This is a genomic window from Rhizobium sp. Nf11,1 (assembly GCF_050587665.1).
Classification (GTDB): Bacteria; Pseudomonadota; Alphaproteobacteria; order Rhizobiales; family Rhizobiaceae; genus Rhizobium.
Map to the genome: position 1 here is coordinate 52,928 of NZ_JBOBHU010000027.1, position 12,984 is coordinate 65,911.

Here is a 12,984-nt window from a genome sequence, read left to right on the forward strand (position 1 = left end):
GAACAGCCATGCAATCCATTGAATCCACCGCGCTGGAGCCGACCAAGAGCGAAATGGCCGGCTTGTCCGCCGGACAGAAGATCGGGCGCCTGATTCCGGTTTATGGTCTGGTGATCCTGACAGTCGGCCTGATCCTGCTCTTTTCGATCATGCTGCCGGATACGTTTCCGACGGTCCTGAATGTTCGTTCGATCGTCTCCGACAAGGCGATCATTGCGCTCCTGTCGCTCGCCGCGATGATCCCGATGGCGTCGGGCCGCATCGACCTGACGGTCGGCTACGGCATCGTGCTCTGGCATATTCTCGCAATCAGCCTGCAGACGGTCTACGGCCTTCCCTGGCCGGTCGCCGTCCTCATCGTTCTCGCGCTTGGCGTCCTCACCGGCTTCATCAACGGTCTGCTCGTCGAGGTCGCCAAGATCGACAGCTTCATCGCCACCCTCGGCACCGGTACGGTCCTTTATGCGCTTGCCCTTTGGCACACCGGCGGCCGGCAGGTGGTCGGCGTCCTGCCTGAAGGTTTCTACGCGCTGAACGGCACTATGCTGTTCGGCCTGCCAATCACCGGCTTCTACGTGCTGCTGATCGCGATCTGCATGTGGATCGTGCTCGAATACCTGCCGATCGGCCGCTATCTCTATGCCATCGGCGCCAATCCCAAGGCCGCGGCCCTCAACGGCATTCCCGTCCGCAAATTCGTGATGGGCGCATTCGTCACGTCAGGTCTGCTGGCGGCCCTGACCGGGGTCCTGCTGGCCTCGAAGCTGCGCATCGGCCAGGCGAGCGTCGGCCTCGAATATCTGCTGCCGGCGCTTGTCGGCGCTTTCCTTGGATCGACGACGATCAAGCCGGGACGGGTGAACGTCTGGGGCACCTTGATCGGCGTCATCATCCTGGCGGTGGGGATATCTGGAATTCAGCAATTCGGCGGATCGTTTTTCGTCGAACCGCTGTTCAACGGCGTGACCCTGCTGATTGCCATCGGCATCGCAGGCTACGCCCAGCGCAAGCGCGGAGCTGTGAGGAGGATCACACCCGCATCCAAATGAGGATGCCGGCCCGGCCGGCATTTCATAACAAACAAAATGGAGGAGTGAACATGAAGCGCAGGACTTTATTGCAGGCAACGGTCGCAACCGTCGCCTTTATGCTCAGCGTGCCGGCACTGGCCGATTCCATGGCCGACGCCAAAGCGGTGGTCGAGAAATATGCGTCCAAGGTGAGCGCATGGGATGGCCCGACGAGCGGCCCCAAAGGCGCCACCGGAAAGAACATCGTCATTCTTGCGGCCGATATGAAAAACGGCGGAATCCTCGGCGTGGCCAATGGCGTGCAGGAAGCGGCCAGCGCGCTCGGCTGGACCGTGAAAGTGCTCGACGGCGCTGGTTCGATCGGCGGCCGGACGGCGGCCTTCGGCCAAGCCATGGCGCTGAAGCCCGATGGCATCATCATCAACGGCTTCGACGCCGTCGAGCAGAAGCCGGCAATGGAAGCGGCAAAGGCTGCCGGCATTCCGATGGTCTCCTGGCACGCCGCCTCGGCCGTCGGTCCGGTTCCGGAAGTCGGCGTCTTCGCCAACGTGACTACCGATGCAATGGAAGTATCCAAGTCTGCGGCGGACTGGGCCTTTGCCGATGCCGGCGGCAAGCCCGGCGTCATTATTTTCACCGACTCCACCTATGCGATCGCGATTGCCAAGGCAGACCGCATGAAGAAGGAGATCGAAGATCTCGGCGGCACGGTGCTCGAATATGTCGACACGCCAATTGCCGAAACCTCGCAGCGCATGCCGCAGCTGACCACGTCGCTGCTGCAGAAGTACGGCGCCAAGTGGACGCATTCGCTGGCGATCAACGACCTCTATTACGACTTCATGGGACCGTCGCTCGCCTCGGCCGGCATTGCCGGCGACGGAAAGCCGGTCAACGTCGCCGCGGGTGACGGTTCGGAGAGCGCCTATCAGCGCATTCGCGCCAAGCAGTATCAGGCCGTCACGGTCGCCGAGCCGCTCAACCTCCAGGGCTGGCAGCTCGTCGACGAACTGAACCGCGCTTTCGCGGGTGCGCCGTGGTCGGGCTACGTGTCGCCGCTGCACGTGGTGACCAGCGCGAACGTCGAATTCGACGGCGGGCCGAAGAACAGCTTCGATCCCGACAACGGCTATCGCGATCAATACAAGAAAATCTGGGGCAAATAAGCCTTCCCAAGGGCGTATCTGCGGATACGCCCTTACCCCCGCTGACACCACGCCAATATCGATCCAGCTCCGGCGAGTTTTGGAAAAGAGAACCCATGATCATTCGTTATGCTTTGTTTGAAGGCCAAATCCATCCCGGCCGAGAAGAGGAATTCCGGGCCTTTGTCAGGCAGCGGCTCGTCCCTCTCTGGACGAAATTTCCAGGCGCCGAGGAAGTCCGGGTGCTTGATGGCATGGAGCGCGACGAAGGCGCTCCGGTCTATGCCATGGCTCTCGCCATACGTTATCCCGATATGGATGCGGTGAACGCAGCGCTTCGCTCCGATGTGCGCTTCGAGAGCCGCGAGGTCACCGGCGAACTCCTGCAGCTCTTCACCGGCAAGGTGCATCATCACGTCTTCCGGGCCAACGAATACCCGCCGGCCATTGCCTGACCGCCGGGCATTTTCCGCGCCGACTGGAGCGACGGACGCTGCCCGGCCGTAAGATCGAGAACAGGGATCGAACAATCTTAAAGCGTCTGCGAACAAGCATTCCAGGCGTTTTTCCTATTGGGACGCTGCCAAGCCCGCGGGCACCGACCTGTGGCACAATTTTTCATCAGCGCCGCCATTATTAAATAAAATAGTCTACTGATTTAGTGGGTAATGCTCCATCTTACCCCGCATGGGCGCCTCGGCGAGGCAGATAACCGCATGATTCGCCGGGAGGCCTTCTTCTTCCAACCACGAAGATCCGCAGCATCGCATGAGCAATAATTCCGAATTTCTCTGGTATATTCCAAACGATGTCAGGCCCGGCCATCGCGGCGATTCCGCCGTCGACAATCACAACAGCCTCGACACGCTGACTAGCCATGCGAAGGCGCTGGAGGAGCATGGCTGGAAGGGCGCGCTCATCGGCACCGGCTGGGGCCGCCCCGACACGTTCACCGTCGCCGCCTCGCTCGCCGCACGCACCACCACCTTCGAGCCGCTGATTGCAATCCGTCCGGGTTATTGGCAGCCGGCGAATTTCGCGTCCGCAGCGGCGACGCTCGACCACCTCACGGGCGGTCGCGTGCGGATCAACATCGTCTCAGGCAAGGATGATCTGGCCGCCTATGGCGACAGCGAGGGCGATCAGGCGCATCGTTATAGCAGGACGAGGGAGTTCATGCGGCTGGTGCGCAGGTTATGGACGGAAGAAAACGTCACCTCGGCAGGCGAGCATTTCCGGGTCACCGAATCCACCGTGGTGCCGCGCATCGAGGTCCGCGGCGACCGCCGGCACCCGAAATTCTATTTTGGCGGTGCGTCGGAGGCGGCCGAACGGGTGGCGGCCTCCGAGGCCGATGTGCAGCTTTTCTGGGGCGAGCCGCTCGAAGGCGTCCGGGGACGGATCGACCGGCTCAAGGGACTGAGCCGGGACCTCGACCGCGACCTTCCCCCGCTGGAATTCGGGCTGCGGATCACAACGCTTGTCCGCGACACGACGGATGAGGCCTGGGCCGATGCCGAGGCGAAGGTCGCCGAGATGGCGAAGAACAACGGCGTCGGCTGGCACGATCACCAGCGCGTGCTGGCTGTCGGCCAGCAACGGCTGCTCTCTTTGTATGAGCGCGGCTACGTCCTCGACGACAATCTCTATACCGCGCCGGGCAAGTTCGGCGGCGGCGGCGCCGGCACCACCTGGCTGGTCGGCTCGGCGGCGGATGTCGCCCGATCGCTGTGCAAATATCAGGATCTGGGGATCACGCATTTCGTGCTGTCCGATACGCCCTATCTCTCGGAAATCAAGCGGCAGGGCGATCAGCTGCTGCCGCTGCTGCGTGGCTGACGCCGCTGACGGGCAATTCCATGAACACAGAATGTCGGATCGTTGCAGCACATTGTTGAGGCCGTTGAGTCGGCGCCAAACATCGTTTGCGCTGCCGCAGTGCATCCGAAGTGATTCGCGATTTTTGTCCGGCGTTCCCAGATCATTGTCCGAGTGCAAGGCGGCCAAAGAGTTGAGCGCCGAATTTACAACAGCAGATGTCGGCCGTTTCTGCGAAACAACTTAGCATACACTTCGCGCGTTACGTCCGTGTAAAAAATGCCGGCAAGATATACGAAAAGCGCAGCTTACTGGCTCTCTGCCGTCTCCGTTTACATTCTCTAAAATATATTCCCCTAAATTTTTAGGATATCGGGAAGGCGTTCTCAGGATCGTCACCTACGCCATGACGGCGAGCCGGGCTTCCGAAATCTTGCACGAAATCGACGATGTTACTTTCACGCGCGCTTCCGCGCTTCTGGGCATTGGCTCGGCCGCTCCCTGAATGTGCAGTTCATGCGAAGTGGCATGTCGGGCGCGAACAGCGCCTCGGGACGCGTTCGGGCACGGACCGAGGACCGCACGCTTGAATGAGGAGTCGCGAGCGATCCTGATGCCCCAGCGACTTTTGACAACCTCGCCAACCATGGAGAGTGCCAATGAACAGCATTAAGAATTTCGGGATCGCGGTGCGTCTCAGCCTCGGCTTCAGCTTCCTGGTTCTGCTGATGGCCGGCCTGGCCATCTATTCGGCGGTCGAGGTCGCGAAGATCAACAGCAAACTTGAAACGATCAATGACGTCAACAGCGTCAAGCAACGCTTTGCCATCAACTATCGCGGCAGCGTGCATGATCGGGCGATCGCCATCCGCGACGTGACCCTGGTAACCTCGGCGGATGAACGCAAGGCCGCCGAGGCGCTGATCGATAAGCTCGCGGCCACTTATGCCGAGAATGAAAAGCGTATGGCCGACATGATTGCATCCCCGGCAGGTGCCACGGATCAGGAAAAAGCCATTCTCAACGAGATTGCCGGCATTCAGGCGAAAACCAATCCTCTGGCCGCCGAGATCATCGCGCTGCAGGAGAAGGGCGACGGCGAGGCGGCCCGCAAGATCCTGCTCGAACAGGCCCGTCCGGCCTTTGTGCAGTGGCTCGGCGCCATCAATAAATTCATCGACTATCAGGAAGCGTTGAACAAAACGATCGGCGGTACTGTTCGCAGTTCCGCAAGCGGGTTCAAGCCGATCGTGCTGACGGCGCTAGGGATCGCGGCTCTTCTCTCTATTGTCGCTGCCGTCATCACATCCCGTACGATCATCGGTCCGCTGGCAAAACTCCAGCTTTCGCTAAAAGCGATGGCGGAAGGCAATCTCGACGGCGACCGTCGCCTCGAAGCGCGCGGCGACGAGATCGGCAAGCTCGCGCGCGCCGTGGCCGGCTTGCGTGACGCGATTTCGGCGAAGGCGGAACGGCAAGCCGATGAGGAAAGCAAGCGGGCTATCGCGGAGCGGCAACGCCTCGAGCAGGATGCCGACGAACGCCGCACCCATGCGGAGCAAACGGACCAGGCTGTCGGCCGGCTCGGCGACGCCTTGCAGGCCCTGGCAGACGGCGACCTCACGCAGCAGATCGACACCCCGTTCATTCCGTCCCTGGAAAAGCTCCGCGCCGACTTCAATGCCGCGGTCGAAAAGCTCCGCGCCGCCATGCAGAAGGTCTCTCAGAACGCCAGCGCTATCGCGGCCGGCGCACAGGAGATCCGGTCGGCCTCGGACGATCTCGCGAAGCGGACCGAACAGCAGGCCGCTTCCGTCGAGGAAACCGCCGCTGCTCTGGAAGAAATCACGACCACCGTCGCCGACTCCAGCCACAGGGCTCAGGAAGCCGGGCAGCTCGTCCGCAAGACCAAGGACAATGCGGAACGCTCCGGCAGCGTCGTTCGCGATGCGGTCGACGCCATGGGCAAGATCGAATCCTCTGCCACTGAGATCGGAAGCATCATCGGCGTCATCGACGAGATCGCCTTCCAGACCAACCTGCTGGCGCTGAATGCCGGCGTCGAAGCCGCCCGCGCCGGTGAAGCCGGCAAGGGCTTTGCCGTCGTCGCCCAGGAAGTGCGCGAATTGGCGCAGCGTTCCGCCAAGGCGGCAAAGGAGATCAAGGAACTGATCAACGCTTCGAACGGCCATGTGAAGAGCGGCGTCGCCCTGGTCGGCGAGACCGGAAAGGCCTTGCAGGAGATTGCCGCGCAGGTGCAGCAGGTCGACGGCAATGTCGGCGCGATCGTCGGCGCTTCGCAGGAACAGGCGACGGGGCTGAAAGAGATCAACGCCGCTGTCAACAGGATGGATCAGGGCACGCAGCAGAACGCCGCCATGGTGGAGGAAGCCACAGCTGCCGCCCACAACCTCGCCAAGGAAGCCGATGCGTTGTTCCAGTTGCTCAGCCAGTTCAATATCGGCGGAGCGGTGGCATCAAGGCGCATGACGCCGCCCGCCGCAGCAGCGCAGCACGCTCAAGCTGTCGCCTCGCCCGCTCGGCAGATGATCGCGAAGATCGGCAAGTCGTTCCAGGGCGGCGCGGCGGTCCAGGGGAGCACGGCATTGGCGGGCGATTGGGAAGAATTCTGATCGCGGAAGCGCTCCTGCGCCCCTGCCATAATTTGCAATGAGGAAGGGCAGCGTTTGCTGCCCTTCGCGTTTTCGTGCCTACGCCCGAGCCGGGGCCCTGGCCGGAAGCAGGGCGTTGACCACGACTGCAACCGCGATGTTTGCCGCCAGCGCCAGCAGCCCGGTATAGACGGTGAAGGGTTCGCCGCCGAGGCTGATCAGATGCAGAGGCTTCCAGCCGGCATCCCAGACCAGGAAGGTGCCGCCGCAGAAGCCGACGAACCAGCCGGCAAGCAGGCCGGGTGCACGGAACCAGCCGGTGTAGAGACCGAAGACCAGCGCCGGGAGCGTCTGCAGGATCCAGATGCCGCCGAGCAGTTGCAGGTCGAGGGCGAACTGCGTCGGCAGGAAGAGGATGACAAGCAGCGCGCCGACCTTGACGACGAGCGATGTCACCTTGGCGACCTTGGCCTCGCCCGCATCGCTGACTTTGGGATCGACATAGGCCTTCCAGAAGTTGCGGGTGAAGAGATTGGCCGCGCCAATGCTCATCACCGCCGCCGGCACCAGCGCGCCGATGGCGATCGCGGCAAAGGCGAAGCCGGAGAACCAGCCCGAAAACAGCGTCTTGAACAGCGTGGGAACGACGTCGTTCGCACTGTCAAGCTTCAGGTTGGCGGCATGGCCCATATAGCCGAGCAGCGCCAGAAGGCCGAGCAGCAGCGTATAGGCCGGCAGCATGATCGCATTCTTGCGGATCGTCTTGCCGCTGTTGGAGGCAAAGATGCCTGTCAGCGTATGCGGATACATGAAGGCCGCAAGCGCCGAGCCCAGAGCGAGCGTGGCATAGGCGACGTACTGATTGCCGCCCAGCAGCAGGTTGCCGGAGCCCTTGGCCTGGAAGGCCGCATCGGCCGAGGCGAAGACATTGGCGTAGCCGCCGAGCTTCGACGGGATCAGCGCGACCGCGGCGATCACGACGATATAGATCATGATGTCCTTGACGAAGGCGATCAAGGCGGGCGCGCGCAGGCCCGCCGAATAGGTATAGAGCGCCAGCACGATGAAGGCGATCGCCAGCGGCAGTTCGCCATGCAGTCCGAGCGCCTTCAGGACCGCCGTCATGCCGACGAGCTGCAGGGCGATGTAAGGCATGGTGGCGATGACGCCGGTCGCCGCGACGGCAAGCTCGAGACCGCGCGATCCGTATTGACCATGGACGACGTCGGCGGCCGTCACATAGCCGAAATCCTTGGCGCGTTTCCACAGCACCGGCATGACCATGAAGACGAAGGGATAGACGACGATCGTATAGGGCAACGCGAAGAAGCCGTAAGCGCCGACCGTGTAGACCAGCGCCGGCACGGCGATCACGGTATAGGCGGTGTAGAAATCGCCGCCGACGAGGAACCAGGTAATCCAGGTACCGAAGTTGCGTCCGCCGAGACCCCATTCATCGATATGGGCCAGCGTCTCGGGCTTGCGCCAGCGGCTGGCGACGAAACCCATGACGGTGACAAGCGCGAAGAAGAAGATGAAGACGGCAAGCGCCGTACCGTCGATGTCAGTCGTCATGGCGAACACTCCGATAGGCGATCCAGGTCAGCGTCGCGGTGATCGGCACCCAGAGAAGCTGATACCAGTAGAAGAAGGGAAAGCCGAAAAGCGCCGGCTCACGGAGATTGTAGAACGGCGGCCAGAGCAGCCCTATGTACGGGATGATAAGCAGCCACAGCGCTGCCTTGCTATGTGGTTTTTCCATGTCGGGTACCTTTCAGGCGCCGCGGGGGGCGGTCGCCATGTTCCAGTTGTCGGCGTGGAAGGCGGGTCTGTCAGCCGCAGGCTGCGGCGAGCCCGGTTCGGATCGCTCGACCTTTCCAGCCGATCGAAAGCTGATGTAACGCATATGAATTCCTCCCAACGACTGACACTTGGCCAGCCGCGGAGGGAGTCCTATGGCGTCGGTTTTGTCGTCACAAGATGGGCGCTGGGCGGAAATGCCGGCATCTACCCAGAAGTGGGTAGGCGAGGATTTCCGCTGATTTTCGAGACGATACCGTGATCGAGCGCGTAACGGATGAGGCCGGCCGTGGTGGCGATGCCGAGCTTCTTCTTGAGGTTCTTGCGGTGCGTTTCCGCCGTGGCGGAGGTTATTCCGAGCGCTTCGGCAATCTCCCTGTTGCTTCTGCCGGCAACGATCAGTCCGAGAATGTCGCGCTCGCGAGGCGTCAGGGGATCGCTGCCCTCGTTTGCGCGTTCGCCCATCAGCGCGTCGAAGACCCCCGAGGAGAAATAGGTGCCCCCATCAGCCACGGTCTCGATGGCCGCAACGATCTCGTCCGTCGAAACATCTTTCAGCACGTAGCCGGCAGCGCCATGCATGACCGAGGAGGAGATGTATTCGCGGCTGTCATGCATGGAGAGCATTACGACCCGGGCTTGGGGAAGCTCGTTCCTGAATAGTTCGATCGCATCGATGCCGCTGAGTCTCGGCATGTTGATATCCATCAACACTACCTGCGGCTGGATCTGCCGGGCGATGTCGAGACCCGTTTGCGCGAGCCCGGCGGTACCGGCGACTTCGATATGGTCGAATGTTTCCAACACCGCTTTCAACCCGTCCAGCACCAGCGGATGGTTGTCGACCAGGAGAACTCTGATTTTCGCGCGTTCGTTCATGCGGCTTCAGCCTGCTTGCCGGCGGGCAGATTGGCCGATCTCGGCATCATCGCCGTCAGCGTCGTGCCGGACTCGCTGCTGTTGATGAGCAACAGCCCGCGGAAGTGGGCCATGCGCTCCTGCATGTTGCGCAGCCCGAGACCCGATCCGCCGGATCCGCCGTCCTTGCTGCCGTCGAAGCCGGTGCCGTTGTCTGAAATCGTCATGCGGGCGCGGCCGCCGTCGCTCCACAGCTTGACCGAAAGCTTCGAGGCGCCCGAGTGCCGCTCGACATTGTTGAAGGCCTCTTGGGCGACGCGGTAGAGGGCGGTGCTGGCTTCCACCTTCAGCATGCCATTAAAGCCCGAGGCGTCGATATCAGTCTCGATCCCCGTCCGTTCGGCAAAGTGATGACAGAGAGCCTCGAGCGCCGCGGTCAGGCCGAGATCGTCGAGCACGCGGGGGCGCAGATCGTGCGAGAGCAGCCGTATTTCCTTGATGGCGCCGTTCAGCGCCTCGACACCGCGCTCGATGGTCAGCGCCGCATCGTCGACATTGGTCCTGACCTTGCGGCCGGCCAGATCCATTGCATAGCGTACGCCGAGAAGGGTCTGCGAGATGCCGTCATGCAGCTCGCGCGCCAGCCGCGTGCGCTCCTCTTCCTGGGTGTCGATGACCCGCTGCGTCAGTTCCTTAAGGCGGCTGTCGGCCATGCGGCGCTCGTGGAAGGTCAGGAGCATGCAGGTCGTGAAGACGACGAGCACCGAGGGCACGGCAATCAGCGCGACGATGACGAAGGTTCGCCTGATGTTGGCGCGCATCACGGCGTTGGCGGCAGCACTCTGAGCAAAGACGTCGTCGAGATAGACGCCGGTTCCCACCACCCAGTGCCATTTGTCGAGGCTGACGACGAAGGAGAGCTTGTCGGCAATCTGTCCCGTGGAAGGTTTCTGCCATTTATATTGATGCAGGCCGCCGCCCGCCTTTGCCGTGGCGATCAGCTCGGCAATCACCTTGTCGCCGTCAGGATCGGTCAGGTCCAGCCAATTCTGGCCATGCCGGAAACTCTGGCGCGGATGGACGATATTGTTGCCGTCATAGTCGTAGACGAAGAAATAGCCATCCCTGCCATAGTCGAGAGAGGTCAGAATCCCAGCCACCCGCTGCTTGGCGGCTTCGTCGTCGGGGCCGGCTTTGTCGTAAATCGTCTGGATGGCGGACAAGGCAAGATTGGTCAGGTTGAGGATTTCGCCTTCCTTGGTCTTCAGCATGTTCTGTTCGAATGTGTCGATGCTGTTCTTGGCGAGATTTGCCAATTGCCAGGTTATGAAGGTGGTGATCGCAAGGATCGAAATGACGAGCGGGACGATCGCCAATGCGATGATCTGGTGTCGTAGGGTCAAGGCTCGTTCCTCCCGAAATGCGTCCGGAATTATGCCCTTTGTCCGACATGAGTCCAGCAGCTTGCCGGCGGTATGAGGTGATGGCTATTCCAGCGGCACGAACAGGCCGAGCTTGACGTCCCGCAGCACCACATTCGTATGCATGCGGCGGATCTGCGGATTGTCAGCCATGATCAGGGCGGCGATGTCGTCATAATGCTCGACGTCGCGGGCGGTGACGATCGCGATCAGATCGACCGCGCCCGTGACGTAATAGACTTGCTGGATATGATCCTGTTTTTCCGCCCAGAGGCGGAACTTCGCCAAGGCGTCGTAATTATCCCGCTCGATCTCCATTCCGACAATGAACACCATCGATGTCCCCGTCGCCTTCCGGTCGAGGACGGCGACCTCCGCCTTGATGATGCCCTCCTCGCGCAGCCGCTTCAGCCGCCGCTGCACGGCCGAGACCGACAAACCTACCCGCTCGGCGATCGTTTCGGCCTTCAGCTGGCAGTCGCGCTGAACGATATCGAGGATGTCACGGTCAAAACGATCCAGTTGTTCCATTATCCAGTCCATTTCGGCGTTTCGCGGCTCATGCGTTCTGCCTGATTTGCCGCATGAGAAAGATTATTTTGCACATTAAATGCAGAAGAGGCAGAAATTGCGCGAAAAAACCGCGCAACTTTATCATTATCCTTCGCAAACTCATTTTAGCCGGACCCATGCATGTCGGATCAGCCCATTCCTGCTCTTCGCGTCGAAGATCTTCATAAAAGCTTCGGCTCGCAACAGGTTCTCAAGGGTATTTCGGCTGAGGCCCATAAGTCTGACGTCATCTCCATTATCGGCTCGTCCGGTTCTGGCAAGAGCACCTTCCTTAGATGCATCAATTTTCTGGAAACGCCGGATCGTGGCCGCATCGCCGTGAACGGCGAGGAAGTCGCTCTGAAGAGCGGCCGCGGCGGACGGCTGCAGCCGCAGAGCTGGCGGCAGATCGAGCGGCTGCGAACCGGGCTCGGCATGGTCTTTCAGAGCTTCAATCTCTGGGCTCATCGGACCGTGCTGGAAAACGTCATCGAGGCGCCGGTGCATGTCATGGGCGTTTCCAGGCGCGAAGCGATCGAAAAGGCGGAAGCCCTGCTGCACAAGGTCGGGCTCTTCGACAAGCGCGACGCCTATCCCGCCTTTCTCTCCGGCGGCCAGCAGCAGCGCGCGGCGATCGCAAGGGCACTCTGCGTCGATCCCGCCGTCATGCTGTTCGATGAGCCGACATCGGCGCTCGATCCCGAGCTGGTTGGCGAGGTGCTGAAAGTCATTCGTGATCTGGCGGAAGAGGGCCGGACCATGCTGATCGTCACGCATGAAATGCGCTTCGCTCGCGACGTCTCGAGCCGCGTCCTCTTCCTGCACCAAGGGCGGATCGAGGAGGAAGGTCCGCCGGAGCAGGTCTTCGGGGCGCCCGTCAGCGCCCGCTGCCGAGAATTCACCCGCCTTAGCGCCCACTGATCACTGCATCGAGCCATCACCGACAACACGAACCAGGAGAATCCTGCGAATGAAACTGCTCCCCACGCTTTTCGCCGGCGTCGCATTTGCGCTTTCCGCCGTCGCGGCACAGGCCGAAGTCCGCTTCGGCATCATGAACGAATCTTATCCGCCCTTCTTCGCCAAGGATGCCTCGGGCGAATGGCACGGATGGGAAATCGACCTGATGAATGCCGTCTGCGAAGAGATGAAAGAGAAGTGCTCGATCGTCGAGATCTCCTGGGACGGCCTCATTCCGGCTCTTGAGAGCAAGAAGTTCGACGTGATCTGGTCGTCGATGTCGAACACCGCGGAACGTTCGAAGGTGATCGACTTCACCGACAAATATTACAACACCCCGAGCACCCTGATCGGCCCCAAGGACCAGAAGCCGGGTGCCACGGCAGAGGATGTGAAGGGCAAGACCATCGGTATTCAAGTGTCGACGATCCAGTCGGAATATTACAAGAAGTATTTTGCTGCCGTTGCCGAGGAAAAGACCTACCAGACGCTCGACGAAGCTTTCCAGGATCTCGCTTCCGGCCGCATCGACTATGTCTTCGGTGATTCCCTCGCGCTCGACGCTTTCCTCAAAAGCGATGCGGGCAAGGATTGCTGCGCCAATATGGGCGATGTCGCCGACGACAAGGAGATCCTGGGCGCTGGTGTTTCGGGCGGCCTGCGCAAGGAAGATACAGAGCTGAAAGCCAAGTTGAACAAGGCGATCGCTGCTGTTCGCGCCAACGGCCAATACGACGCAATCACCAAGAAATACTTCGATTTCGATATCTACGGCGCGAAGTAAGCT

At 61.2% G+C, this 12,984-nt stretch carries 13 protein-coding genes; 7 read left to right on the forward strand and 6 right to left on the reverse strand.

Annotation, left to right across the window (positions count from 1 at the left end; translation table 11 throughout):
- The first annotated feature begins 8 nt into the window (after nucleotides 1-8).
- The 5 genes from ACQ7C1_RS27905 (at nucleotide 9) to ACQ7C1_RS27925 (ending at nucleotide 6,627) form a co-directional block, all read left to right on the forward strand.
- Nucleotides 9-1,049: an ABC transporter permease gene (locus ACQ7C1_RS27905; protein ID WP_183699998.1), complete on the forward strand. Its 1,041-nt coding sequence runs from the start codon at nucleotides 9-11 to the stop codon at nucleotides 1,047-1,049.
- A gap of 50 nt (nucleotides 1,050-1,099) precedes the next feature.
- A complete protein-coding gene (locus ACQ7C1_RS27910; RefSeq protein WP_430960603.1) occupies nucleotides 1,100-2,197 on the forward strand; it encodes an ABC transporter substrate-binding protein in 1,098 nt (365 codons plus the stop codon).
- A 95-nt stretch (nucleotides 2,198-2,292) separates the two neighbouring features.
- Nucleotides 2,293-2,631, forward strand: a complete 339-nt coding sequence (locus ACQ7C1_RS27915) for a hypothetical protein (RefSeq protein ID WP_430960604.1) — start codon at nucleotides 2,293-2,295, stop codon at nucleotides 2,629-2,631.
- A 313-nt stretch (nucleotides 2,632-2,944) separates the two neighbouring features.
- The gene (locus ACQ7C1_RS27920; RefSeq protein WP_430960605.1) at nucleotides 2,945-4,015 is read left to right on the forward strand and encodes an LLM class flavin-dependent oxidoreductase; all 1,071 of its coding nucleotides are present in this window, start codon (nucleotides 2,945-2,947) and stop codon (nucleotides 4,013-4,015) included.
- Between the two features lie 638 nt (nucleotides 4,016-4,653).
- On the forward strand, nucleotides 4,654-6,627 hold the full coding sequence (locus ACQ7C1_RS27925; protein ID WP_430960606.1) for a HAMP domain-containing methyl-accepting chemotaxis protein: 1,974 nt from the start codon (nucleotides 4,654-4,656) through the stop codon (nucleotides 6,625-6,627).
- Between the two features lie 78 nt (nucleotides 6,628-6,705).
- Here ACQ7C1_RS27925 and mctP read toward each other — a convergent pair whose 3' ends face one another.
- The 6 genes from mctP to ACQ7C1_RS27955 form a co-directional block, all read right to left on the reverse strand.
- The gene (gene mctP / locus ACQ7C1_RS27930; protein ID WP_430960607.1) at nucleotides 6,706-8,181 is read right to left on the reverse strand and encodes a sodium:solute symporter family monocarboxylate transporter; all 1,476 of its coding nucleotides are present in this window, start codon (nucleotides 8,179-8,181) and stop codon (nucleotides 6,706-6,708) included.
- Nucleotides 8,171-8,368 carry a DUF3311 domain-containing protein gene (locus ACQ7C1_RS27935; RefSeq protein ID WP_430960608.1) on the reverse strand — a complete coding sequence of 66 codons (198 nt, stop codon included), beginning with the start codon at nucleotides 8,366-8,368 and terminating at the stop codon, nucleotides 8,171-8,173. Before ACQ7C1_RS27935 ends, mctP begins: the two co-directional genes overlap by 11 nt.
- Before the next feature lie 12 nt (nucleotides 8,369-8,380).
- Nucleotides 8,381-8,512, reverse strand: a complete 132-nt coding sequence (locus ACQ7C1_RS27940; protein WP_430960609.1) for a hypothetical protein — start codon at nucleotides 8,510-8,512, stop codon at nucleotides 8,381-8,383.
- 101 nt (nucleotides 8,513-8,613) lie between these two features.
- Nucleotides 8,614-9,285: a response regulator transcription factor gene (locus tag ACQ7C1_RS27945; RefSeq protein WP_221127226.1), complete on the reverse strand. Its 672-nt coding sequence runs from the start codon at nucleotides 9,283-9,285 to the stop codon at nucleotides 8,614-8,616.
- Nucleotides 9,282-10,667 carry a cache domain-containing protein gene (locus ACQ7C1_RS27950; RefSeq protein WP_430960610.1) on the reverse strand — a complete coding sequence of 462 codons (1,386 nt, stop codon included), beginning with the start codon at nucleotides 10,665-10,667 and terminating at the stop codon, nucleotides 9,282-9,284. The genes ACQ7C1_RS27945 and ACQ7C1_RS27950 overlap by 4 nt, the downstream gene beginning before the upstream one ends.
- A gap of 84 nt (nucleotides 10,668-10,751) precedes the next feature.
- Nucleotides 10,752-11,216 carry an Lrp/AsnC family transcriptional regulator gene (locus tag ACQ7C1_RS27955; RefSeq protein WP_184459003.1) on the reverse strand — a complete coding sequence of 155 codons (465 nt, stop codon included), beginning with the start codon at nucleotides 11,214-11,216 and terminating at the stop codon, nucleotides 10,752-10,754.
- A gap of 162 nt (nucleotides 11,217-11,378) precedes the next feature.
- Here ACQ7C1_RS27955 and ACQ7C1_RS27960 point away from each other — a divergent pair, with 162 nt between their 5' ends.
- Nucleotides 11,379-12,158: an ABC transporter ATP-binding protein gene (locus ACQ7C1_RS27960; RefSeq protein ID WP_430960611.1), complete on the forward strand. Its 780-nt coding sequence runs from the start codon at nucleotides 11,379-11,381 to the stop codon at nucleotides 12,156-12,158.
- A gap of 49 nt (nucleotides 12,159-12,207) precedes the next feature.
- On the forward strand, nucleotides 12,208-12,981 hold the full coding sequence (locus tag ACQ7C1_RS27965; protein WP_430960612.1) for a transporter substrate-binding domain-containing protein: 774 nt from the start codon (nucleotides 12,208-12,210) through the stop codon (nucleotides 12,979-12,981).
- Nucleotides 12,982-12,984 lie beyond the last annotated feature (3 nt).